The 23723-nt window shown below is 71.8% G+C and carries 22 protein-coding genes; 11 read left to right on the forward strand and 11 right to left on the reverse strand.

Going from position 1 to position 23723, the window contains the following annotated elements; all coding sequences use genetic code 11:
* Positions 1 to 205: 205 nt before the first annotated feature.
* The 4 genes from ABJI51_RS11385 to ABJI51_RS11400 all read left to right on the forward strand — a co-directional run bounded on the left by ABJI51_RS11385 (position 206) and on the right by ABJI51_RS11400 (position 8372).
* Complete coding sequence (locus tag ABJI51_RS11385; RefSeq protein WP_348949937.1) at positions 206 to 6808, forward strand: RHS repeat-associated core domain-containing protein; 6603 nt, start codon at positions 206 to 208, stop codon at positions 6806 to 6808.
* Between the two features lie 23 nt (positions 6809 to 6831).
* On the forward strand, positions 6832 to 7374 hold the full coding sequence (locus tag ABJI51_RS11390) for a hypothetical protein (RefSeq protein WP_348949938.1): 543 nt from the start codon (positions 6832 to 6834) through the stop codon (positions 7372 to 7374).
* Positions 7371 to 7772, forward strand: a complete 402-nt coding sequence (locus ABJI51_RS11395; protein ID WP_348949940.1) for a hypothetical protein — start codon at positions 7371 to 7373, stop codon at positions 7770 to 7772. The genes ABJI51_RS11390 and ABJI51_RS11395 overlap by 4 nt, the downstream gene beginning before the upstream one ends.
* Before the next feature lie 141 nt (positions 7773 to 7913).
* Positions 7914 to 8372, forward strand: coding sequence for a hypothetical protein (locus tag ABJI51_RS11400; protein WP_348949942.1), 459 nt, complete (start codon positions 7914 to 7916; stop codon positions 8370 to 8372).
* A gap of 9 nt (positions 8373 to 8381) precedes the next feature.
* Here the strand turns inward: ABJI51_RS11400 and ABJI51_RS11405 are convergent, their stop codons facing one another.
* Positions 8382 to 9929, reverse strand: a complete 1548-nt coding sequence (locus ABJI51_RS11405; RefSeq protein WP_348949944.1) for a multicopper oxidase family protein — start codon at positions 9927 to 9929, stop codon at positions 8382 to 8384.
* Entirely contained in the window at positions 9922 to 10320 is a 399-nt protein-coding gene (locus tag ABJI51_RS11410; protein WP_348949946.1) for a hypothetical protein, read from the reverse strand. Before ABJI51_RS11410 ends, ABJI51_RS11405 begins: the two co-directional genes overlap by 8 nt.
* A gap of 77 nt (positions 10321 to 10397) precedes the next feature.
* Between ABJI51_RS11410 and ABJI51_RS11415 the strand changes: the two genes are divergently transcribed.
* Positions 10398 to 11279, forward strand: a complete 882-nt coding sequence (locus ABJI51_RS11415) for a LysR family transcriptional regulator (RefSeq protein ID WP_348949947.1) — start codon at positions 10398 to 10400, stop codon at positions 11277 to 11279.
* On the opposite strand, the gene ABJI51_RS11420 is transcribed toward ABJI51_RS11415, so the two are convergent.
* The 5 genes from ABJI51_RS11420 to ABJI51_RS11440 all read right to left on the reverse strand — a co-directional run bounded on the left by ABJI51_RS11420 (position 11248) and on the right by ABJI51_RS11440 (position 17037).
* Positions 11248 to 12078, reverse strand: a complete 831-nt coding sequence (locus ABJI51_RS11420) for a carbohydrate ABC transporter permease (protein ID WP_348949949.1) — start codon at positions 12076 to 12078, stop codon at positions 11248 to 11250. The genes ABJI51_RS11415 and ABJI51_RS11420 overlap by 32 nt on opposite strands.
* Positions 12075 to 12980 carry a carbohydrate ABC transporter permease gene (locus ABJI51_RS11425; protein ID WP_348949951.1) on the reverse strand — a complete coding sequence of 302 codons (906 nt, stop codon included), beginning with the start codon at positions 12978 to 12980 and terminating at the stop codon, positions 12075 to 12077. The genes ABJI51_RS11420 and ABJI51_RS11425 overlap by 4 nt, the downstream gene beginning before the upstream one ends.
* The gene (locus ABJI51_RS11430; RefSeq protein ID WP_348949952.1) at positions 12977 to 14314 is read right to left on the reverse strand and encodes an extracellular solute-binding protein; all 1338 of its coding nucleotides are present in this window, start codon (positions 14312 to 14314) and stop codon (positions 12977 to 12979) included. Before ABJI51_RS11430 ends, ABJI51_RS11425 begins: the two co-directional genes overlap by 4 nt.
* Positions 14315 to 14455: 141 nt before the next feature.
* Positions 14456 to 16405 (reverse strand): DNA ligase D, encoded by a 1950-nt coding sequence (gene ligD, locus ABJI51_RS11435; RefSeq protein ID WP_348949954.1) that lies wholly within the window; start codon positions 16403 to 16405, stop codon positions 14456 to 14458.
* A 74-nt stretch (positions 16406 to 16479) separates the two neighbouring features.
* Positions 16480 to 17037 (reverse strand): TetR/AcrR family transcriptional regulator, encoded by a 558-nt coding sequence (locus tag ABJI51_RS11440; protein ID WP_348949956.1) that lies wholly within the window; start codon positions 17035 to 17037, stop codon positions 16480 to 16482.
* 121 nt (positions 17038 to 17158) lie between these two features.
* On the opposite strand from ABJI51_RS11440, the gene ABJI51_RS11445 reads away from it, so the two are divergent.
* Positions 17159 to 17863, forward strand: coding sequence for an alpha/beta fold hydrolase (locus ABJI51_RS11445; RefSeq protein ID WP_348949957.1), 705 nt, complete (start codon positions 17159 to 17161; stop codon positions 17861 to 17863).
* A gap of 21 nt (positions 17864 to 17884) precedes the next feature.
* Here the strand turns inward: ABJI51_RS11445 and ABJI51_RS11450 are convergent, their stop codons facing one another.
* The gene (locus ABJI51_RS11450) at positions 17885 to 18763 is read right to left on the reverse strand and encodes an RNA polymerase sigma-70 factor (RefSeq protein WP_348949959.1); all 879 of its coding nucleotides are present in this window, start codon (positions 18761 to 18763) and stop codon (positions 17885 to 17887) included.
* A 168-nt stretch (positions 18764 to 18931) separates the two neighbouring features.
* Between ABJI51_RS11450 and ABJI51_RS11455 the strand changes: the two genes are divergently transcribed.
* Together ABJI51_RS11455 and ABJI51_RS11460 are read left to right on the forward strand one after the other, a co-directional pair.
* Positions 18932 to 19408, forward strand: coding sequence for a carboxymuconolactone decarboxylase family protein (locus tag ABJI51_RS11455; protein ID WP_348949961.1), 477 nt, complete (start codon positions 18932 to 18934; stop codon positions 19406 to 19408).
* Between the two features lie 24 nt (positions 19409 to 19432).
* Positions 19433 to 20050 carry a class I SAM-dependent methyltransferase gene (locus tag ABJI51_RS11460; protein ID WP_348949963.1) on the forward strand — a complete coding sequence of 206 codons (618 nt, stop codon included), beginning with the start codon at positions 19433 to 19435 and terminating at the stop codon, positions 20048 to 20050.
* Here the strand turns inward: ABJI51_RS11460 and ABJI51_RS11465 are convergent.
* Positions 20043 to 20813, reverse strand: a complete 771-nt coding sequence (locus tag ABJI51_RS11465; protein ID WP_348949965.1) for an HAD family hydrolase — start codon at positions 20811 to 20813, stop codon at positions 20043 to 20045. The genes ABJI51_RS11460 and ABJI51_RS11465 overlap by 8 nt on opposite strands.
* Here ABJI51_RS11465 and ABJI51_RS11470 point away from each other — a divergent pair.
* The 3 genes from ABJI51_RS11470 (at position 20774) to ABJI51_RS11480 (ending at position 22408) form a co-directional block, all read left to right on the forward strand.
* Positions 20774 to 21421 (forward strand): hypothetical protein, encoded by a 648-nt coding sequence (locus tag ABJI51_RS11470; RefSeq protein ID WP_348949967.1) that lies wholly within the window; start codon positions 20774 to 20776, stop codon positions 21419 to 21421. The genes ABJI51_RS11465 and ABJI51_RS11470 overlap by 40 nt on opposite strands.
* Positions 21418 to 21576 (forward strand): hypothetical protein, encoded by a 159-nt coding sequence (locus tag ABJI51_RS11475; RefSeq protein WP_348949968.1) that lies wholly within the window; start codon positions 21418 to 21420, stop codon positions 21574 to 21576. Before ABJI51_RS11470 ends, ABJI51_RS11475 begins: the two co-directional genes overlap by 4 nt.
* An 85-nt stretch (positions 21577 to 21661) precedes the next feature.
* Positions 21662 to 22408, forward strand: coding sequence for an ATP-binding protein (locus tag ABJI51_RS11480; RefSeq protein ID WP_348949970.1), 747 nt, complete (start codon positions 21662 to 21664; stop codon positions 22406 to 22408).
* A 170-nt stretch (positions 22409 to 22578) separates the two neighbouring features.
* Here the strand turns inward: ABJI51_RS11480 and ABJI51_RS11485 are convergent, their stop codons facing one another.
* Complete coding sequence (locus ABJI51_RS11485; protein ID WP_348949972.1) at positions 22579 to 22791, reverse strand: DUF2188 domain-containing protein; 213 nt, start codon at positions 22789 to 22791, stop codon at positions 22579 to 22581.
* A gap of 64 nt (positions 22792 to 22855) precedes the next feature.
* Positions 22856 to 23722, reverse strand: a complete 867-nt coding sequence (gene couO, locus ABJI51_RS11490) for a 4-hydroxyphenyl-beta-ketoacyl-CoA hydrolase (RefSeq protein ID WP_348949974.1) — start codon at positions 23720 to 23722, stop codon at positions 22856 to 22858.
* Between the last annotated feature and the right edge of the window lies 1 nt (position 23723).

Raw genomic sequence — 23723 nt, forward strand, 5'->3', positions numbered from 1 at the left:
GACAAGATCACTCCAACGGGTGATGGGTGCCGGACGGCCGGGCATTAGATTTCCTCTGCGGCCCCGGAAACACCGGGTGGCTGACGCGAAGCCGGTTTTGCGGCTTCCTGGGGGAAGGTTGGCCATGTCCGGTGTGTCCGCTCGCGCGCGCAGACGTCTTTCCGTCGCTTTTCCGGCACGGCTCCTGACGGTTTTCTTCACGATCGTGGCGCTCATCGCCGGCGGGACGGCCGTGGCCCAGGCCGCACCGCGCCCGCCGGCGCCGCCGCGGCCCGCCGCCGCGCCGGTGCCCGCCGACTTCGGGCCGGAGGCGGCGAAGTCCGCCGACGTCGCGGTCGACGGCTTCGGCGACGCCCAGGGCTACCACGTCGAACTCGGCCGGGAGAACGGCGGGTTCGCCTGGCACGAGATCGCGGTGCTGCACCCGGCCGGATTCGACGACGGCTCGTGGACCGGCTACCAGTGCGTCTCCGGGGACGGGAAGTACGCCGCGGTCGCGATCCTGCCCGCCTCGGCCGTCAACATCCAGGCCGCACGCGACCATGGCGCGTTCGCCTACTCCGTCGACCTGGCCTCCGGCGCGGTGCACGCGCTCGCCGGCGGCGTCGGCCTGAAGTACTACTCGCCCGGCTGCGGGGCCGGTGCCGACGCGGTGTTCACCGTCGCCGACGGCCAGTCGACGCGGCTGCTGACCGCCGACCTGGCCGTGGGGAAGATCGCCGGTTCGGTCACCGCGCCGGGACAGCTCACGTCGGCCGTGCCCACGCGGTCGGGGATCGTCGCGGTCGCGGGCAACCGGCTGGTTTCCGTGCCCGCCATGGGAAAGCCGGTCGTGATCGCGTCGCTGCCCGGGTCGGTCTACGACGTGCGGGCCTCGGCCGACGGCGGTGTCAGCTTCCTGCACGCCGCGCCCGGGAGCAAGGTCGCGACCGCGGCCCACGAGCACGCCGGGGTGGTCACCACCCTCGGCAGCGGCGCTCTCACCCGCGTGCAGCTGTTCCAGGGCCGCGGCGGGCACGCCGTGCTGTCCGGCGCGAACCCGGCCGGCGCGGACGTCCTCGCCGCCGCGAACGTCCGCAGCGTCGGCGACGGCGGCCTCGCGCACGGCGCCGAAGCGTCCTCTTTGGACGGTGACGCGCTGGTCGGCCCGGACGCCGACGCGCAGAAGCCCGCGCCCGCGGTGCTGGCGACGAAGACGGGCAAGGTCTTCGCCTCCGCCGCCCCGACCGGCGCCGCGCATGTCGTGACGGCGGTGCCGGCGTACTCGGCGGCGCCGAAGGCCGCGCCCGCGCCGCCGCGGCAGAACCGGCTGAGCCCCAAGGCCGACGCCGCCGCCACGGCACAGGCCGCGCCGAACACGGCCGACGCGACGCAGACGCCGAAGTGCGCGGTGCCGCCGTTGACCGCGAACCGGCAGGTGATGCAGCCGAATCCCGCCCAGGTCAACTGGGCCGTGCAGCTGGCCGAGCAGGGCCTGCTGACCGGCAGCGCGTACACCCGCCCGGCCGGGTTCGCGAACCTTGGCCTGGCGGCGTACGCGCCGAACAGCGACTTCCCGCTGATCCCGCTGTCGCACCCGGCAGGCGGGACGAACACGGTGCCGCGGTCGATCTTCGAGGGCATCATGGCCCAGGAGTCGAACTGGTCGCAGGCGTCCTGGCACGCACCCGCGGGCACCGCGGGCGACCCGCTCATCGCCAGCTACTACGGCGCGGGCGGCGACATCGTCTCGATCAACTACGCCGCCGCCGACTGCGGGTACGGCATCAGCCAGGTCACCGACGGCATGCACATCGGCGACGGCTCGCTGTCCGCGCACGGCCAGTGGAAGGTCGCGGTCGACTACCAGGAGAACATCGCCGCCGGCCTGCAGATCCTGGAGACGACCTGGAACCAGCTCTACGGCGACGGCATCATCGCCAACAACGGCGACCCGCGGTACCTGGAGAACTGGTACTTCGCGGCGTGGGCGTACAACTCCGGCATCCAGCCGAACGCGGCCAACGGCAACACCACCGGCTGCACGCCCGGCCCGTCCTGCACCGGCCCGCACGGCACGTGGGGCCTCGGCTGGACCAACAACCCGGCCAACCTGGACTACCCGCCCAACCGCGACCCGTACCTGCAGGACACCTACGCCGACGCGGCGCACCCGGCGAGCTGGCCGTACCAGGAACGCGTGCTCGGCTGGACGGCGAGCCCGCTGATCCGCTACGGCAGCCAGGCGTACGCGAAGCCGACCTACAACGGTGGCCAGCGCTGGGTGCAGCCCGCGCCGTTCACCGCGATGTGCTCCCTGTCCGCCAACCAGTGCGACCCGAACAACACCAACCAGTCCAACCCGGGCGCGAGCCACTGCATGCTCGACGACTTCCAGTGCTGGTGGCACGACCCGGTGACGTGGATCCCGTCGTGTGCCACGACATGCGCGACCAGCCCGTACGCGGTCACCGGCGGTGCGGAACCGGCCAACCCGTCGCAGAACCCGCCGACGTGCAGCCAGGACACGTCGAAGGTGCCGAGCGGCTCGATCATCGTCGACGACGAGCCGAACCGCCTGAACCTGCAGGGCTGCGGCAGCGCGAACTGGTCGAGCAACGGCACGTTCACCTACACCTACGGCGCGAACTCCGCGGGCGACCCGATCGGCGCGATCGACACCCACCAGCTCGGCACCGGCCTCGGCGGCCGCGTCCTGTTCACCCACACCGAGGACGGCTCCAACCCGGCCCTGATCAACACGGGCGTGTGGACGCCGAACCTGCCGTCCCTGCAGTACTACAAGGTCAAGCTGCACCTGCCCGGCCTCGGCGCCCAGGCCACGAACGTGGTCTACACCATCAATCCCGGCGGCGGGGTGTCGCCGTGGAAGATCCGCGTCAACCAGGCCTGGAACTCCGAGCAGTGGGTCACGATCGGCACGTTCGCCATGCAGAACGGCGGCAACGTCACCCTGACCAACAACGGCAGCTCGGTGGACCAGGGCGGCTACGGCTACTCCGACTTCGACATCGCCTTCGACGCGGTCGCGTTCGTCCCCATGGGCGGTACCCCGGGCCAGCCGATCGGCGGCCCGCCGGCGGTACAGGACGAACCGAAGGGCTCCAACCCGTCGTGGGTGCAGTGCGGCTGTGGCAGGCGGACCGCCGGCGACCCGGTCGACACGGCGACCGGCTACTTCGGTGACGACTTCACCGACCTGAGCACTCCCGGCCGCGGCATGCCCCTGAACTTCGCCCGCAGCTACGCCGAGAGCGTGGCCGACCCCAACGGCCCCAACAAGGCGCTGGCCGCCGACGGGCCCTTCGGCTGGGGCTGGACCCACTCCTACAACCTCGCGGCCGCGACGGACGGCGCCACCGGGAACGTCACGGTCAAGCAGGAAGACGGCTCCGCGGTGACCTTCGTCGACACGAACGGCACGTACGCGGTCTCGGCGCCGAGATACGATGCGGCACTGGTGAAGTCCGGCTCCACGTATGTCTACACGCGACGGGGTAGCCAGGTCTTCACGTTCGACGTCGCGAGTGGCCACCTGACGGCCGAGACGGACCTCGCCGGGAGCAAGGCGTCCCCGTCGTACGCGACCACGCTCACCTACGACGGCAGCGGCCACCTCGCGACGATCACCGACCCCGGCAACCGCAGTTACACGGTGACCTGGACCGGCAACCACATCACCGGGCTGGCCGACTCCGCCGGCCGCAAGGTCGGCTATGCCTACGACGCCGCCGGCAACCTCACCGACGTCTACGGCGTGGGCACCACCCGGACGCCCGCGCCGAAGGACGACGACCACACGCAGTACACCTACGACGGCAACCACCTGATGACGTCGATGCGGTCTCCTGCCAACTTCGCCGGGCCCGCGACCGCGGTGACGTCGATGACCTACGACAGCGCCGAGCGAGTGAAGACGCAGACCGGCCCCGACGGCCACACGACGACGTTCACCTACGGCCCGGACGGCGGCCTGGCCGCCGGCCAGACGCTGGTGACCGACCCGGCCGGGCACCGGACCCTCGACTCGTACCAGAACGGGCTGCTGATCTCGGAAACCAAGGGCTACGGCACGCCGGACGCCGGGACGACGGCCTACACCTACGACCCGGTGACGCTCGGGGTGAGCACGAAGACCGACGCCGACGGCGACCTGACGACGTACACCTACGACGACCACGGGAACAAGACCTCGGAGTCCGACGCGCTCGGCTTCACCACCGACTACACCTACGACGACGCGGGGAACCTCCTGGAAACCGTCGATCCCGGCGGCGTCGCGACCGTGAACCAGTACGACCAGGCAGGCCAGATCCCGGCGGGCGCCGCGGGTGTCCACGACCTCACCACCACGACCCGGACCAAGGCGAACAACGTCGTCGAGTCGACCACCGGGAACTTCGGCCCGGCCCCGGTCCGGTCGGCGAAGTACTTCTACGACGACGCGGCTCACCCCGGCGATCGGACCCGGGCGACCGACCCGGACGGGAAGACCGCCACGACGGCGTTCGACGCCCTCGGCGACAAGGTGGCCGAGACCGACGGTGCCGGGGACAAGACCCAGTACGGTTACGACACTGCCACCGGTGTCCTGACGTCCCAAGTGGACGGTAACGGGACCGCTGCGGGCGTGGCTCCGGGTTGCGTGCCGCCGGCCAAGGGCTGCACGACGTATGGGCACGACGCACACGGGAACGTCACGTCGACGACGGACCCGCTCGGGCACGTGACCACGACGGCTTACGACGCCGACGCGAACAAGAAGTCGGTCACCGACGCGAACAACCACACCACCACGTGGTCCTACGACGCGGCCGACCGGCTCGTGAAGACCACCAACGCGGACGGCTCCACGCAGGTGACCGACTACAACGCCGACGGCACCGTCGCCGACACCGTCGACGGCCTGAACGCCAAGACCACCTATGGCTACGACGGCCAGGGACGGCGGAACTCGCGCACCGATCCGGACAACCGCACCACGACGTCGCACCTCGACGCGGCCGGACGCGTCCTCACCACGACCGACCCCGCGGGCGGGACCACCAGCTTCGGCTACGACGCGGCAGGGCGGACCAGATCCGTGTCCTATTCGGACGGTTCGACGCCGGGGGCGACCTTCGGCTACGACCCGATGGGCCGGAAGACCACGATGACCGACGGCACCGGTACCTCGACCTGGACGTACGACACGTTCGGCGAAGTCGTCGCCCAGACGCAGGGATCCGGCGCGGCGGTCGGGTACGGCTACGACGACGACGGCAACCAGACGTCCATCACGTATCCGGGCCGGAGCACCGCCGTGCTCCGGACGTTCGACGACGCCGGTCGGCTCAAGACGGTGACGGACTGGAACGCCGCCAAGACCACGTTCGGCTACGACAACGACAGCGCGGTCAAGACCACGGCCTACCCGAACGGAACCACCGTCACCAACGGCTACGACGACGCCGCCCGGCTCGCGTCCACTGTGGCCGTCACCGGCACCACGACGGTGTTCTCGATGACCTTCGGCCGCGATCCGGTGGGCCAGCTGGCTTCGAGCCGGACTCCGGCCTCGTCGCAGACGTACGGCTACAACGCGAAGAACCAGCTGACCGCCGAAGGATCGACCACCTACGGGGTCGACGCGGCGGACAACCCGACCAAGGTCGGCGCGGCCACGCAGGCGTTCGACCCGGCAGGCAGGCTCTGCTGGACGCTGCCGGCGGGCTCGGTCGCGAACCCGGCCTGCGGCACGGTGCCCAGCGGCGCGACGGCGTACACATCGGACAGTCAAGGGGGACGGAAGACCGCGGGCTCGACGACCTTCGCCTACGACCAGGCGGAACGGCTGACGGCGTTCACCGGTGCCGCCTCCGCGACGTACTCGTACGACGGGGACGGCCTGCGCGTCGCCAAGACCGTCGGCGGCACCACTGCGACGTTCGTCTGGGACGCGGAGCGGACACCGAACATCCTCACCGACGGCACGAACGCCTACCTGTACGGCCCGGACGGCATGCCGATCGAGCAGATCGGGGCGGCCGGCGCCACCTGGTTCGTGCATGATCAGGTCGGATCGACCCGGTGCCTGCTCGACGGCTCGGGTGCGGTCGCGGGCACCTACACCTACACGCCTTACGGGGTGGCGGCTCACTCCGGAACCGCGGCGACCCCGCTGCAGTTCACCGGGCAGTTCTCGGATGCCGAGTCCGGGTTGCTGTACCTGCGTGCGCGCTACTACGACCCGGTCACGGCGCTGTTCCTCACCGTGGACCCGAAGGTCGACCAGACGCACGCGCCGTATGCGTACACTTCGGACAATCCGCTCAACCTGACCGACCTCACCGGGGTGAGCTGGTGGAACCCGTTCAGCTGGTCCAAGGACACGTGGAGCACCATCGGCACCTACGCGGGTTATGCCGGTCTCGCGGTGGGTGCGGTCGGCCTCGGCCTGGCGACGTTCGGCGTCGGCGACGTCCTGATCGGCGGCGCGGTGACGGTCGGTGTCGTCGCCGACGTCACGGCCACCGCGCTCGGCGCCGTGAGCACCGCCGTCACCTGCGCGCAGGACCTGATCAGCATCGGCTGCGGCCTCGGCATCCTGTCGACCGGGCTCGGCGCGGTCGGCACCTGGGCCGACTGGGGCTTCGCGCCCGGCTCGTGGGGCATGTACGCCAACCTGAACTCGCTGACCTCGGGCATCGCCGGAACGGTGTGGGGGCTGAACGAGAACGCCGGAGGCGGCGGTGGTGGCGGCGGCGGAACCGCGGCTCCCGCGCCGCGCACGTATTCTCCGTATGGCGGACGGGCGACCGTCTGCTGATGCCCCCACGATCGGACACACGCATGACCGGACACGGCCGGGACCGGGAACGCCGGAGGCGCACCCGCACACTGCTCGGCATCGGTTACCTGGCCGGGTTGTCGGCCCTGCTCGGGCTCAAGACGGGCTGGGTGGCCGCGGTGATCACCCTGCTCGGGTTGCTAGCGCTGGTGTACGGCGTCTTCTCGCTCGTCGTGTGGCGCGACGGCCGGGCGGAGCGACGCCGGCGTGCGGCGGGTGCCCCGCCGTCGTGGCCCGCCCAGCTTCCCGTGGCGGCGGCCCAGCTGCTGGGGGTGCGGGGACGCCACGCCCGGCGGACGGACGAGGTCGGCGAGTTGCTCGGGAGATTGTCCTTGCAGGACGGGGAACTGCGGTGGGAGCCGAGGGAAGGCGACCGCCGGCGTGGCGTGGGCTCGGTCGTGTTCGACCGGACGTGGGCTGCGGAGGTGGTGCCGCTGTGGGGTCCGGGCAGCCAGGGATGCCTGACGCTCACCCACCCCGACGGCACGGCGGTGGACCTCTGGATCCGGCATCCCGCGGATCTGCGTGAGGCACTGACCCGGTGAGCGACGCGGCCGACGTCCGGGAACTGCCCCGGTTCGCGCGGCGGATGTTGAAGCGGGTCCGGCGGGACGGGCGGACCGGATTGCTGGCTTACGCGCTCATCCCGGGTGGGAGTACGCCGTCGCCGTGGAACTGGCGGCTGGTGTTCGTCCGGGAGAACGGACGGACGTTGTTCGCCGCGGGTCCCGGTTTGCGGCAGGGACGGAAGTGGGTCGACCTCACACCGGGCGTGCACCGGCTCAGTTTCGTCGTCAGCGGGTCCGGCGCCGACGCCGAGTTCAGCCGCGAGTTCCGGGTGGATCCGGGTGCGGTGCTCGTCGCGGGCTGCCGCACGGCGTTCTCCCGCCGTCCCGGTTCCCCGAAGCGGCGGCCGGACCGCTGGTGCCTGGGGTTCGCATGACCTCGATGGCTGCCGACGGTGCCGAGTGGACGGTCCACGCGCAGTGTCCGGGTGACCGGTGCGAGGCTGGGCCCTGCGGGGTTGTTGACGGAGCACTTCGTGTATCCGGAAGCCGCGGGTCGCGATTGACAGGGGATTCGGATGGAATCGCTGGCCGGGATGCGCCTGGTGGAGATCAGGCGGATTGTCGACATGGTGGTCGTCGTGTTCCGGCGTGACGACGGCGTCGAGTACGCGATCCACGCGTCCTGCCCGGTCCGTGTCATGCACGGAGACGTGATTCTCATCGGTTCGTACGACATGCATCACGCGAAAGTGCGCGGTGCGGACAGCAACGAGGCGTTCGAGAACTTCACCACGATGTATGACGTCCGGGCGAAATCGCTCACGTCCAGTTTCGCGGAGGGCGATTTCCGGGTTACCTCCGCCGACCTCGGCCCCGGCGGACTGCTGGTCGCCGAGGAGGCCGACGGCTCGGACTCGATCCGGGTCGAAGTCATTCCGATGAGCTCGGGGCCCAAGGTCGAGAGCTGGCGGTTGTTCGCCGTCGAGGAAGGGGCGGAGCACTTCGTGTACCCGGAAGCCGCCGGCCGGGATTGACGGTTCGGCTCAGCGCACCTCCAGGTTGGCCATCATGCCCATGTCCTCGTGCTCGGCGTTGTGGCAGTGAAACAGGTACCGGCCGCGGTAGCCGTCGAACCGGGTGATGATCTCCGCCGCCTCGCCCGGGCGCAGGGAAACCGTGTCCTTCAACCCCGCGTCGTGCGGCAGCGGCGGGCGGCCGCCGCGGGACAGTACGCGGAACCCGGCAAGGTGCAGGTGGATCGGATGGTGGACGTCCGCGACCAGCCGCCACACCTCGACGTCGCCGAGGCCGACCGTGACGTCGGTGCGGGACGGGTCGAACGGGCGCCCGTCGATGAGCCAGCCGTGGCCGCCGGGCATCGGCCCGGCGCGGAAGGAGAACTCGCGGACCCGGGCCGGGCTGTCCCACGACGGCAGGTCCTGCGACAGCACCGCCGGGACGCGGCTGTCGTCGCGGGCCGGACGGGCGATCCGGAATGCCATCACCTCCGCCGTGCGTCCCGTGCCCAGCCGGTTGAGCAGCCGGACGCGGCCGCCGACCGGGACGCTCGCGAAGTCCACGACCACGTCGTAGCGCTCCGCCGGGCCGATCGGCAGCGACGCGTGCGTGACCGGCGCCGCGAGCAGGCCCTGGTCCGCGCCGACCTGGACGAGTGGTAGCCGGCGTCCGTCGTCGGTCACGGCCTCCAGCTCGTAGTGGCGGGCGTTGGAGCCGTTGAGGATCCGCAGCCGGTAGCGGGCCGCGTCGGCCTCGTGGATCGGCCACGGTGCGCCGTTGACGAGAATGACGTCGCCCAGCACCCCGCCGAGGAAGCTTTCCCTTACCCCCGGCCGTTCCCGCAGCGTCGCGTCGAGCGACGGATAGTCGAGGCTGCCGTCGGCGGCGAACGCCCGGTCGGTGATCATCAGCGGCAGCTCCCGCGGTCCCGACGGCAGGCCGAGCGCTTCCTCGGCGTCGTCGCGCACGAAGTGCAGCCCGGCGAGGCCGCGCCAGATCGCCGGTGCGGTGAAGTCCATGCGGTGGTCGTGGTACCAGAGCATGGCCGGCCGCTGGTCCAGCGGGAACGTGTACGTGCGGGTGACACGGCTCTGCACGGCACGCGGGTCGGGCATCGCGTGGCCGTGGCCGCCGGACCAGCCCGCGGGCAGTACCAGGTCGGTCGGGTAGCCGTCGGACTCCGCCGGCGTGCGCCCGCCGTGCAGGTGCACCACGGTCGGGACCGGCAGCTCGTTGCGGTGGGTCACGGTGATCGCCTGCCCGCGGCGCGACTCGATCGTCGGGCCGGGGAACGTGCCGCCATAAGTCCACATCGGAGTCCGGACGCCCGGCAGGATCTCGACGTCCGCGACGCGCTGGGTGATTTCGTACCGGCCGGGCGCGACCGGCTTCAGCACGGCGGGCAGCGGCAGCGGCACCTCGAACGCGGGCGGCAGCGGCACCGCGCTGCGCAGTTCTGCGCCGGTGACCGGTGGACGCCGCCCCAGCGTCGCCGCGGTGGCCAGGCCGGTCGCGGCCAGCAGGCCGAACGCCCCGCCGAGGCCGAGGACCTGGCGCCGGGTCAGCTCACGCACCGGCCGCCTCCCGCGCCAGGGGCCGCCGCCACACGGCGATGGCCAGCACGACCAGTCCCGCGATGGTCAGCACGCCCAGCGGGAGGTGCAGCCACAGCGCGCCGTCCAGCCCGGCGAAGTACTGAACCGTCTCGGCCGCCGCGATCGCCGTGGCCGCCAGGAACGGCCACGCCCGCTTGAGCCGGGCCCAGACGACGATCGCGACGACGACCTGCACGTACGCGATCGACGTCACGACGTCGGCGCCGGTCGCGTGCAGGCGCAGCGCGTCGTAGTCGCCGCTGAGGTACACGCCGGCGAACACCGGCTGGCCGGCGATCGCCACGACGTGCGCGCCGGTCACGGCCCGCAGCACCCAGCCGGCGGGCGTCGTTTTCGCTGTGCTTTCCACGCCTCGAAAGCTATGACCGGTCCGCTATCCTGTCCAAGATCAGTATTGCTATGCCGTTATGACGCGGGAGGCATGACGTGGACCTGGGCATGCTGCGGCAGTTCCTCGTGGTGGCCCGGCTGGAGCACCTGAGCCGGGCGGCCGAGGAGCTGCGCGTCGCCCAGCCGTCGCTCAGCCGCACCATCGCCCGGCTGGAGGCCGAGCTGGGCACGCCGTTGTTCGACCGGGCGGGCCGACTGCGGCTCAACGACGCCGGAAAGCTCTTCCGCGGCTACGTCGAGCGCGCGCTCGGCGAGCTGGACGCGGGGCGGCGCGCGGTCACCGAGTCCACCGGCGAGGGGTTCGGCACCGTGCGCCTGGCGTCGGAAACGTTCCTCACCCTGACCCGCCCGCTCGCGGCGTTCAAGCGCGCCCACCCGGCCGTCGAGATCGAGCTGCACCAGCTGCCCGCCGACGCGATGGCGCGGGCGCTGCGCCACCAGGAGATCGACCTGTGCGTGGCGTCGCAGGTCATCGCGGCCGACGGGCTGGCCGGGGTGGAGCTGCTCGACGAGCCCGTGCTGGTGGCCACGCCGCTCGGGCACCGGCTCGCCGGGCGCGCGTCGGTCCGCATCGAGGACCTCGCCGACGAGCCGTTCGTCACCGCCCGGCCGGGACACTGGCACCGGCGGCTGCTCGACCGGCTCTTCGCCGCGCGCGACCTCACCCCGAAAATCGTCTTCGAAGGCGACGAACCCGGCGCCATCCAGGAACTCATCAGCGCGGGCTTGGGGATCGGCCTCAACCCGGCGATGGCCCACGACGTGTCCGCGCAGGTGCCGGTCGTCTGGCTGCCCGTCGACAGCCCCGACTGCCGCCGCACGATCACCCTGTTCTGGAATCCCAGCAGCCGGCTTTCGGCCGCGGCGCGGCTGATGCGCACCACGCTCACGGAGTGGACTTGGGGCCCTCGGTCGTGATGCCCGCCAGGAAGTGCCGCTGTGCCAGGAAGAACACGACCAGCAGCGGCACGGTCGTGATCACGCTGCCGGCCAGCACGATCTCCCAGCGCTGCTCACCCGCCTGGCCGAACTGGTCCGACAGCGCCTTGAGCCCGCGCGGCAGCGTGAACAACGCGCGGTCGCGCAGGTAGATCAGCGGCTTGAGCAGATCCGACCAGCTGGCCTTGAGCTCGAACACGAAACTGACGATCAGCGCCGGGCGGCACAGCGGCACCGCGATCCGCCAGAACAGCGTCCAGTGGTTCGCGCCGTCGACGCGCGCGGCCTCGAAGACCTCGCGCGGCAGGCCGAGGAAGAACTGGCGCAGCAGGAAGATGTAGAACGCGCTGCCGAAGAGGTTGCCCGCCCACAGCGGCACCTGCGTGTGCGCGAGGCCGACGCTGTTCCAGATCAGGTAGACCGGGATCATCGTCACCGCGCCGGGCAGCATCATCGTGGCCAGCACCAGGCCGAACAGCGCGTTGCGGCCGGGGAAGCGGAAGTAGGCGAAGCCGAACGCGACCAGCGAGCTGGTCAGCGTCACCGCGGCGGCCGCGGCCAGCGACACCACGACGCTGTTGAGGAACCAGGCCCCGACCGGCGCCGCCTGCCAGATCTCGACGTAGTTGCCCCACGCGAAGTCCCGCGGGATCAGGACGTTGTCGAAGACCTGCGCCCGCGGTTTCAGCGACGCGCTCAGCAGCCAGGCGAACGGGTAGAGGAACACCACGGTCGCCACGGCCAGGCCGGTCCACCGGAGCACGCGCCGGGCCGTCATCGCGTGCCGCCTTCGTAGTAGACGAACCGGCGGCTCAGCCGCACCTGCACCAGCGTGATCGCCAGGATCACCAGGAACAGCAGCCACGCCATCGCCGAGGCGTAGCCGAGGTGCAGGAACTCGAACGCCTGCTGGAACAGGTAGATCAGGTAGAACAACGCCGCGTCGCTGCTGTAGGTCGCCGACGCCGCGGAGCCGTAGAAGGCGGTGTAGGCCTCGTCGAACGACTGCAGCGCGGCGATCGTCTGCACGATCAGGGTGAAGAACAGCGCGCCGCTGATCATCGGGACGGTGATCCGCCGGAACCGCTGCCACGCCGACGCGCCGTCGAGCTCGGCGGCCTCGTACAGCTCGGTGGGCACGCCGCGCAGTGCGGCCAGGTAGATCACCACCGTGCTGCCGACCGACCACAGGTGCATGAGCACCAGCCCGGGTTTGACCCACACCGGGTCGGTACTCCACTGTGGACCGTCGATGCCGACCAGCCCGAGCGCGGCGTTGACCAGGCCCGCCTGGCCGTTGAACAGGATCAGGAACAGCACGCCGACGGCGACCTTCGGGGTGATCTCGGGCAGGTAGAACACCGTGCGGAAGAAGCCGGCGGACCGGCGCCCGGCCCGGCTGAGCAGCGACGCGAGCGCCAGCGAGACGGCCATCGTGGCGGGCACCGACATCAGCGCGTACACCAGGGTGTTGACCATGCTCTTGCCCACCGCCGGGTCCTCGAGCAGCTGCCGGTAGTTCGCCCAGCCGACCGCGGTGGGGGAGCGCAGCGCGTCGTAGTCGGTGAAGGACAGGACGAGACTGGCGATCATCGGGATCGCCATGAAGACCAGGAAACCGATCATCCACGGCGACAGGAACGCATACGCGGCCAGTGCTTCGCGGCGCCGCCGGTTCACCGGTGCGCCGCCGCGGCGTCCAGGGCCCGCTGGGCTTCCTGCTGGGCCTGGCGCAGCGCCTCGGCGGGCTGCTGCTCACCCGAGAGGACCCGGTTGACGGCGTTCTGCCAGGCCGTCTTGAACTCGGATCCGGCCGGGGACGCGGGCATGGTGAAGGCGTTGTCCTGCGCACGCAACACGGTCTGCACGGCGGCGTCGAACGCGGGCCGGTCCTTCAGCTGCACGAGGGTGCCGAAGATTTCCTGGTCGGCGACGCGGTTGCCGGTGTAGACGCCGGTGAACGCCTTGCCGGTGGCCTTGCGCTTCTCGGCGCGTGCCTTCGCGGCGGCGATCCACGACGGCGCCTCGGTCATCGTCTTGATCCAGGTGCACGCCTGGTCCTTGTGGGTGCTGCCGGCCGGGATCACCCAGGCGCTGCCGGTGACCCAGTCGACCGGGCTGCCCGCCGGGTCGGTGAACGGCGCCGAGGACAGCCGCACGTCCGGCGAGTAGTTGGCCAGGACGTTGAGGTACCAGTCGTCCATCAGCGTGGCGGCGAGCTGGTTCTGCTTGAAGGGGTTCTTGGCGCCGAAGAAGTCGAACGAGTCGCGGAACGCCTTCACCGCGCCCCAGCCGCCCTGCGCGTCGATCAGCGACTTGGTGTAGGCGAGGACGTCGGCCAGGCGCGGGTCGTCCAGATGCGCGGTGCGGCCGTCCTCGCTGAGCATCTGCACGCCGCTCGCCTTCGCCCACAGCGGCAGGAACTCCGGGATCTTCGGGTCGAAACCGATCCGCGAGAGCCCGGCCGCGGTGCGCGTGGTCAGCGTCCGTGCGGTGGCGGCGAGCTTCGCCCGGTCGGTCGTCGAGACGTCCGCCGGCCGCAGCCCGCCCGCTTCGACGGCGGCGTCGTTGATCAGCAGGATGCGGTTGTCGTAGGACTCGGGCAGGCCGTACACCTTGCCGTCGAGAGTCACTTCCTTCAGCGCGGCGGGCCGGTACTGCGCGAGGTCGACGTGCTGCTTGGCAATACAGTCGGTGAGGGGTTCGAGGGTGCCGCGGGCGGCGTAGGTGCCGAGGAGCTGCCGGTCGAGGTAGACCAGATCCGGTGGCGTGTGCGAGGCGACGGCGGCGAGGAACTGCTGGGCGTCGAAGGCGCCACCGGGAATCTTCACCGTGGCGGGCGCGACCGCCTTCCCGGCCAGGTCGGCCCGGGTGGTGGCGATCTCGTCGCCGAGGCCGAAACCCATGACGGTCAGCGTCGCCGCGTCGCCGCCGTCGTCGCCGGAGGAACCCACCCCGCCGCACCCCGCGAGCAGCAGCACCGCACCCGCACCGGCCAGCAGTTTCCGCACCATCGCCCACCCCTTTCCCCGCAGCAGAGCTGCGTCGGGTACCCGCTGGGCGGAGGTCCAAACCAGGGCCGGGCCGCTCACGACAACTTGCGGGAGACCACCCCGGCCGATGATCCGCTGGTTCGGCGGCGTGCGATACCAGGGTTACTTCGGCAGCGGCGCCCGGTCCGCGTCCATCCCCGCCAGCAGATCTCCCCGGTCCTCCACGCGGTCCAGGACGTCCTCCGCGGTGAACGTCAGCTCACTCACCCGGCGGCACCCCCGGACCTCCTCCCACGTCACCGGGGCCGACACCGTCGGGTGGTCGCGGCCCCGCAGGGAATACGGGGCCACCGTGGTCTTCGATGGATTGTTCTGGCTCCAGTCGATGAACACCCGGCCCGTGCGCTGGGCCTTCGCCATCACCGCCGTCACCGAGTCCGGTGTCTCCCGCGCCAAGCGCTGGGCCAGGCGCTTCGCGTACGCCGATGGTGCCGCCGGGTCCTCCGTACTGATCGCGCAGTACAGCTGCATTCCCTTGGAACCGGACGTCTTCGCGTACGGCGTGAGCCCGTCGGCGGTCAGGACCTCGTGCAGGCGCTCGGCCACGCGGCAGCAGTCGACGATCGTCGTGCCCGGGCCCGGGTCCAGGTCGAACACCAGGCGGTCCGGGGGTTGCTGCTCGCCCGCCTTCACCGTCCACTGTGGAACGTGCAGCTCCAGTGCCGCCATGTTGGCCGCCCACACCAGGCCCGGGAGGTCGTCCAGGAGCGGGTGGTCGACCGCGGCCACGCGGACCGTGCGCAGCCAGGACGGGGCGCCCTTCGGGACGTTCTTCTCGAACCACTTCTCCCCGTTGACGCCGTCGGGGTAGCGGATGAACGTGATCGGCCGGTCCGCCAGGTGCGGCAGCAGGACCGCCGCGATGCGCGAATAGTAGTTGATCACCTCGCCCTTGGTGAAGCCGTCGGCCGGGTAGAGCACCTTGTCCAAATTGGACAGCGTGAGCCGCCGGTTGCCCGCCTGGACGGTGATCCGCTGGCCCGGCGGCTCCACAGCGGGTGCGGGCTCGTGGGGCACCGCGCGCGGCGCGACGACCTCGCCGGGTGCCTTGTCGTGCCGCAGGCCGCGCCAGGCGGTGTGGCGGACGCGGCCCGCGCGGGTGAACTGGCGGTAGACGATCTCGCCGACGAGGCGCGGCTCGACCCAGCGGGCGCGGACGATGTCCTCCCGCGGCGGCGTCGCCGCGAACGGGTGCGTGCGGCGCTCCAGCGCTTCCAGCTGCTGCTGCAGGTCGGCCCGCATTGCCTGGCTGAAGCCGGTGCCGACGTCGCCGATGTACACCAGGTCGCCGGTCGCCGGGTCGTGCGCGCCGAGCAGCAGCCCGCCGAGGGTGCCCGTGAAGCTGCGCTGGCCGGGCCGCCAGCCGCAGACGATCACCTCCTGCGTCCGGACCAGCGGGTGCTTCAGCCACGAGTCCGGCCGCTGGCCCGGCACGTAGGCCGACGAACGCAGTTTCGCGACGACCCCCTCGTACCCCGAGGACGCGGCGTGGGCGAGGAAGTCGCCGGGCGTGCGGCGGTCGGCGGCCAGCTCGTCGAACGTCACCGCGCGCACCACGGAAATCCGGTACGGATCGGGCATCGGCAGCTCGGCCAGCAGCCGGCGGCGCTCGTCGTACGGCGCGCCCATCAGGTTGCGCTCGCCCAGCTGCAGCAGGTCGAACGCGAGGAACCGGACCGGGACGTCCTTGAACTCCAGCCCTTTCGGCCCGCTCTGGTGCCGGACGTAGCGGCCCCGCCGTTCCTGCATCAGCTCGAAGTCGATCCGGCCGTCCTCGCCGTAGACGACGACCTCGCCGTCCAGGTAGGCGGCCCGCCCGTCGAGCGCGGGGGCGAGCACGCCCGCCAGCTGGGCGAACTCGTCGGTGAAATCGATGTTGTTGCGGCTGGTGAGCACCGTGGTGCCGTCCGGGGCGATCCGCATGGCCGCGCGGTAGCCGTCGAGCTTGTACTCGTAGGCCCACTCCGGGCCGGTGCGCAGCCGCCCGCCGTCGGGCTTGGCGAGCATCGGCGCCACCCAGGCCGGGACGCGCGACGCGTCGTGTGCTGCCATGCCGGACCTCCGTGACCTTCCGTGCCCAAGGTAACCCGAACGGCCTAGTTTCGCCGGGTTTGCGCAGGTGAAAGTCAGGACGGCAGCAGATCTTCGACGGCTTGGCGCAGCGTCGCGCGTACCGTCTCGGCGTCGTCGAGTTCGCCGCCGTGCAGGGCGCCGTCGCGCAGCAGGACCAGGACGCGGGCCGCGTGGTCCGGATCCGGGTGGCCGAGGGCGGCCGCCTGCTCGCGCAGCACGCCGAAGAACCACTCGCGGTGGTCGTCGATCACCTTCCGGACCGGGTGCCGCGGGTCCGGGAACTCCGCGGCCGCGTTGAGGAACTGGCAGCCCCGGAAGTCCTCGCCGCAGGTCGCGTCGCCGACGACGCCCAGGGTCGCGATCAGCGCTTCCCGCGGGGGCTTGCCCGCCCGCGCCGCGTCGACGGCCGCGCGGATCAGGCGGCTCGTCTCGGCCAGGTAGGCCGCGACCAGGTCGTCCTTGGTGGGGTAGTGGCGGTAGAAGGTCGCGCGGGTCACGGCCGCCTCGGAGACCAGGCGTTCCACCCCCACCGCGTGGATGCCTTCGGCGTAGAAGAGCCGGGAAGCGGTCGCGAGCAGCCGGTCCTTCGGGTGCATCTCGGCAGTCCTCATCCCGCCAGCTTAGAGAAAGACCGATCGTTCTGCCAGATCGGCTTCGTCACATTGCCAACGGCTGCCCGGAGGTCCAGAGTAGTCGGCAGAAAGACCGATCGTTCTCCCTGAGGAGCCCAGCATGAGCAAGCCCACCGTCGTCCTGGTCCACGGCGCATTCGCCGACTCGTCGAGCTGGACCGGCGTCGTGACGAAGCTGCAGCAGGACGGCTATCCGGTCGTCGCGGTGGCGAACCCGCTGCGCGGTGTCGAGTCCGACGCGGCCTACGTCGCGGACGTCGTCAACGCCGTCCCCGGCCCGGTCGTGCTGGCCGGCCACTCTTACGGCGGCGCCCTGATCACCCGGGCCGCCACCGAGACGCCGAACGTCCGCGCCCTGGTCTACATCGCCGCCTTCCAGCCCGAAGCGGGGGAGAGCGTGTTCGAGCTGTCCGGCCGCTACCCGGGCGCGAAGCTCGGCCCGGACACCACGAACGTCCTGGAGCACGACGGCGAGCCGGAGCTGTCGATCAAGCCGGCCGACTTCGCCGAGGTCTTCGCCGCCGACGTGCCCGCCGCCACCGCCGCGGTCATGGCCGTCACCCAGCGGCCGGTCGCGCAGCAGGCGCTGGCCGCGCCGTTCGAAGGCACCCCGGCGTGGGCGAAGCTGCCCTCGTGGACGCTGGTCGCCACGCAGGACAACGCGATCCCGGCCGCGGCGCAGGAGTTCATGGCCGAGCGCGCGAAGTCGACGGTCCGGCGGATCGACGCCTCGCACGCGGTAGCGGTGTCCCAGCCGGAGGTCGTGGCCGAGGTGATCATCGCCGCGGCGGCCGCCACCGAGTGACGCGCCGCGGGGAGACGGCGTTCACCGCCGCAGCGTCGTCTCCCGCTCCAGCCGCGACAGCTTCTCGGGATTGCGCACGGCGTACAGGCCGGTGACGAGCCCGTCGTCGAGCCGGACCGCCAGCACCGTGTCGATCTCGCCGTCACGCCGGAAGAGCAGCGCCGGGTGGCCGTTCACGTCGGCCACGTGCAGCGACCCGGTGGCGAGCGTGGCCAGGCCCGCGGTCAGCACGTGCGCCACCTCGGCCGCCCCGGTGACCGGCTGCGGCAGGGCCTGCACGACGCCGCCGCCGTCGCCCAGGAACACGACGTCCGGGGCCAGGACGTCCAGGAGTGCCTGCAGGTCGCCGGTCTCGACGGCGTGCCGGAACGCCTCCAGGGCGTCCCGGGCCGCCGACGGCGAAGCCGTCCCGCGCGGGCGGCGCGCCGCGACGTGGGACCGGGCCCGGTGGGCGAGCTGGCGGACCGCGGGCGGGGTCTTCCCGACGGCCTCGGCGATCTCGCCGTAGCCGAGGTCGAACACCTCGCGCAGCACGAACACCGCCCGCTCGGCCGGGGTGAGCGTTTCCAGCACCAGCAGCATCGCCATCGACACGCTGTCGGCCAGCTCGACGTCCTCGGCGACGTCGGGCGTGGTCAGCAGCGGCTCGGGCAGCCACGGGCCGACGTAGGACTCCTTGCGCCTGCCCAGTGCCCGCAGCCGCATCAGGGCCTGGCTGGTGGTGACCCGGACCAGGTACGCGCGCTGGTCCCGCACGGCGGCCAGGTCCACGCCCGCCCAGCGCAGCCACGTCTCCTGCAGGACGTCCTCGGCGTCGGTGGCCGAGCCGAGCAGCTGGTAGGCGACGGTGAACAGCAGCGGGCGATGGGCGAGGAACGCCTCGGTGGCGGGGTCGGCCATGGTGGTCCCAATCCGGGTCGCGCGGAGTTTCCCTCCAGATGCCGGAAACGGCCGCCGCGTGACACCGCCGGCGGGGTGACGGCCGTCACGGCCCGGCGGTGTCACGGGCGGCGGGGCGCCCGGCATCTCGTGGTCGTCAGTGAGCACACCACGAGTGAGGAACCGATCATGGAACCCCGTTTCACCCTGACCGACAACGAGATCGGCGCCCGGTTCGCGAAGCGGTTCGGCACCGCGAGCCTGGCGATCGTCCAGTCGCCGCTGCCGAAGGTCGTCCGGGAACAGGTCTCGCTGCGTGTCAGCCAGATCAACGGCTGTGGCTGGTGTGTCGACGTCCACACGAAGGAACTGGCCGCCGCGGGCGAGCCGGCGGTCCGCATCAACCTGGTCGCCGCGTGGCGCGAGGCCACGGTGTTCACCGAGGCCGAGCAGGCGGCGCTGGCGCTGGCCGAGGAGGGCACCCGGATCGCCGACGGCCGTCCCGGCGTCTCCGACGACACCTGGGCCCGGGTCCGCAAGCACTACGACGGCGACCAGACCGCCGCACTCGTCGCCCTGGTCGCGCAGATGAACTCGGCCAACCGGCTCGCGGTGATCGTCCACCAGAAGGGCGGTGCGTACGAGGCCGGGACGTATGCGAGCTGAGCGGTCCGTGGTTCGCTGGGGGACATGACGAAGGCGCAGCGGTGGCGCCGGTACTGGGACCGCAAGTCCCCCGGCTACGACGCGGAGATGGGCTTCTGGGACCGCCGCCTGTTCGGCGACTCGCGCGAGTGGGCGTGCGGGCAGGCGGCGGGCGAGGTCCTGGAGGTCGCGGCCGGGACCGGGCTGAACCTCCCGTGGTATCCCGCGGCGGTGACGCTCACCGGCCTCGACCTCAGCGAAGGGATGCTCGCCGTCGCCCGCGACCGGGCCCGGCGGCTCGGCCATCCGGTGACGCTGTGCCGCGGCAGCGCGCACGAGCTGCCGTTCGCCGATGCCGTCTTCGACACGGTCGTGTGCACCTTCGGCCTGTGTGCCATCCCGGATCCCGCGGTGGCGGTGGGGGAGATGGTGCGGGTGCTGCGTCCCGGCGGGCGGCTGATCCTGGTCGACCACGTCGCGTCGTCGGCGTGGCCGGTGCGGTGCGCGCAGTGGCTGCTGGAACTGGCCAGCGTGCCGCTGGCCGGCGAGCACTTCCGGCGCCGCCCGCTGAAGCTGGTCGAGGCCCGCGGCCTGCGCGTGGAGCGGCGCGAGCGGTTCAAGCTCGGCGTCGTCGAACGGCTGGTCGCGCGCAAGCTCAGCTGAGCAGGACGCTGCCGTCCAGCCCGGCCAGCAGGGCCGCGGCGTCGTCGTAGATCGCGACGGCGCCCGCGTCGCGCAGTTCCCCAGCGCTGATCCCGCCGGAGAGCACCGAGACCGTGCGCACCCCGGCCTTCGTGGCGGCGTGGACGTCCCAGACCGCGTCGCCGACGAAGACCGTCTCCTCCGGGTCCGTGCCCGCCTTCTCGAGCGCGGCGAACACCGGCTCCGGGTCGGGTTTCGTGGCCTCGACGTCCTTGCCGGACACGATGCCCGCGACGACGTCGTCGACGTCGAGGACCTTGCGCAGCACGTCCAGCTCGTCCGGCCCGGCCGAGGTCGCCAGCACGACACGCACGCCGCGCCCGGCCAGCTCGCGCACCAGGTCGGGGGCCCGGTCGAACGGCCGCAGCAGCTTGGCGTCCTCCAGGTAGAAGCGGCTGTGCAGGTCCTTGGCCCGGTCGCCGACGCGCTCGGCGTCGTCGTCGCCGAGCAGGGTGGCCAGCAGCTTGCCGGACCCCTTCCCGATGGCCCGGTGCACGCGCCAGGAGTCGACGTCCCGGCCCAGCTCGTGGAACGCCCGGCGCCAGGCGTGGACGTGGAGGTAGTTGGAGTCGACGAGCGTGCCGTCGACGTCGAACAGGACCGCGGTGGCGATGACGGGCTCCTCGGTTTCTCCGGGCTGCGGACGGGTACCGCCGGAATACCCCCGGCGGAAGGGAAGTACACATGAGCCTGGTCTCGGCGGGTTTCCGCGGGCTGGCGGCATTGCGGCACGCCAAGGCATTCCACCCCGGCGGAGTCGTGCTGCGCGGCGAACTCCGGGCCGTCGCGGACGACCTGCCGTGGCCGCCGGAGGCGGTCTCCGTCGTCGCGCGGCTGTCGAAGGGCGCCGGGACACCCGGGCGGCTGCCGGACGCGCTCGGGCTGGCGGTGCGGATCCCCGGCGCGGGCCGCGACGGCGGGCCGTGGGACCTCACGCTGACGACGGCGGGCAGCGGCCACCTCGGCCGGATGCTGCCGCGGCCGTCAGCGTCGTGGACGAGCGGCGCGTACAGCAGTCTCGTGCCCTACCGCCGTGCCGGACGGCTGGTCTGGCTGGGGGCGTGGGCTTCGGGACCGCGGACACCGGCGTCGCTCGACGCGGTGGGTGTCCCGCTGCGGTTCGTGCTGCGCACCGGCCGCGAAGACGGCCGGTGGTGCGACAGCGCGGACCTGACGCTGACGGAGATCGGCGGCGACCCGCCGTCGTTCGATCCCATGCTGAACCACCCGGACGGACTGGAGTTCGCCCCCGGCTGGCTGGCGGGCCTGCGGGAGCGGGCTTACGCGGGCAGCCGGTCCGCCCGGATTTCGCCCGAACGGAGGAAGCGATGAGCACGCCCGAAATCGACCCGGTGACCGCGGCGAGCGAGCAGGAGGACGCCGACGTCGGCGGTGAGCACACCGAGCCGACCTTCCACGACCAGGAACCGCGCGCGGACGACAGCGACGAGGAGGGCGCCGACAGCGGCGGCATGCCGACCGCCTGAGGCGCCGTCCGGGGGAAACCTCCGTGTTTGACGGGTTCGGGACCGGCTATCCGACCGGTGATCGAAGTCCAGGAGGTGGTCGGAGATGCTGGCCCGGCACAATGCGGTGCTCCTGGTACCGCGGCCCGGCGCGCCGGCGAGGGCGGCGGTGGTCGGCGTGCTCGACCGGACGACGTACCCGCACCTGCGCGACCGGCTGCTCGAGTTCGCGGCCGACTCCGAGGACGGTGTGCTGGTCGACATCGAACGCCTCGAACTGCGCGACCGCGCGCTGGCCAAGGTGTTCGCGCTGGTCGCGCTGCGGGTCGGCGAGTGGCCGGCGATCCCGTTCGCGCTGGTGACCGGGCGTCCGGAGCAGCGGGCGGTGCTGACGGCGGAGGCGGTGGACCGCCGCGTCCCGGTGTTCCCCGATCCCGACACGGCCGAAGCCGCGCTGGCCCGCCCGGCCCGGCAGCGCGTGTCGCGCGTGCTCGACCGGTCGCCGCTCACCTCGGCGCGGGCCCGCGGGTTCGTCCGCGGCATGTGCGCCGAGTGGATGGTGCCCGAGCTGACCGAGGACGCCGAGCTGGTCGCGACCGAATTCGTCGAAAACGCGTTGCGGCACACGGATTCGGCGCCCCGGCTGCGGCTGGAGCTCCGCGGCGGCAAGCTGACGGTCGAGGTCGCCGACGCCTGCCCGCGCTCGGCCGTGCTGCGCGAAGGGCTCGACCCGGTCGACGCGGGACTCGGCCTGCGGATGGTCACCAAGGTCGCGAAGCGCTGGGGGAGCAGCCGGTCCCGCTCCGGCGGCAAGACCGTCTGGGCGGTGCTGAGCCGGTCCCGCCGCCGGTGAGACGGGTCCACAGTGGACTCGGTGGACTTCCGGGCGCCCCGATCGCGTGTGCTGAAAGGGCCATTCGTGGCGTCTGATGCAAGGAAAGGCCCTTTCGCTGCCCCGGATGAGACGAACGTCCCTTTCAGCCCACCAAGGCACCCTGAAGAGGCTCGGCCCACCCGGCGGCCTCAGCGCGCCGGGCGGCGGTAGTCCCGCTCGGTCTCGATGTCACCCTCCGGGGTGTGGACGACGTGGCCGCCGTGGCGTTTCTTCGCGATCTGCCGCCCGGCCAGCACCGCGTCCACGCGGCGGGGGGAGGTGTTGGACGCCCGGCTGCCGCCTTCGACGCGGTTCTTCCACAAGCCGTCCTCGAAATAGGTGTGCACGTCACCCTCGGCCACGACACGGCCCTCCGATCGTGAGTCCTCGAAGGCTGCGGATGCCCGGGGACGGACCGGACAAACGTCAGGCCAGCCCGAGTACCCGGACGGCGTTGTCCTTGAGGATCAGCGGGCGCACCTCGTCCTTGATGTCCAGCTCGGCGAAGTCGGCGAGCCAGCGGTCCGGGGTGAGCACCGGGAAGTCCGAGCCGAACAGCACTTTCCGCTTCAGCAGCGTGTTCGCCGCCCGGACCAGCTGCGGCGGGAAGTACTTCGGCGACCAGCCGGACAGGTCGATGTACACGTTCGCCTTGTGCGTGGCCACCGAGATCGCCTCGTCCTGCCACGGCACCGACGGGTGCGCCAGGATCACCGTCAGGTCCGGGAAGTCGGCGGCGACGTCGTCGAGCAGCATCGGGTTCGAGTACCGCAGCTTGATGCCGTGCCCGCCGGGCAGGCCCGCGCCGATCCCGGTCTGCCCGGTGTGGAACAGCGCCGGCACGCCCAGCTCGGCAATCGCCTCATACAGCGGGTAGTACCGGACGTCGTTGGGCTCGAACGCCTGCAGGCTCGGGTGGAACTTGAAGCCGCGCACGCCGTGCTCGGTCACCAGCCGCCGCGCGCGCAGCACCGCGGCCTTGCCCGCGTGCGGGTCGACCGAGCCGAACGGGATCAGCACGTCCGCGTGCTCCGCGGCCGCGTCGGCGATCTCCTCGCTGGACAGCGCCGGGTGCCCGGTCGCGGCAGGCGCCTCGACGGTGAAGACGACCGCGGCCATGTTCCGGGCCCGGTAGTGCTCGGCGATCGCGGTCACCGTCGGCGTGCGGTCCTGGCCGGCCCGGAAGTACTTCGCGGACGCGTCCAGCAGTTCCTGGTCGAGCGCGAAACAGCCGTGGCCGTCCTGTTCGACGTGGGTGTGGACGTCGATGGCGGTCAGTGACGAGAGATCCACG

Source organism: Amycolatopsis melonis, from assembly GCF_040064235.1.
In the GTDB taxonomy this organism is placed as follows: Bacteria; Actinomycetota; Actinomycetes; order Mycobacteriales; family Pseudonocardiaceae; genus Amycolatopsis; species Amycolatopsis melonis.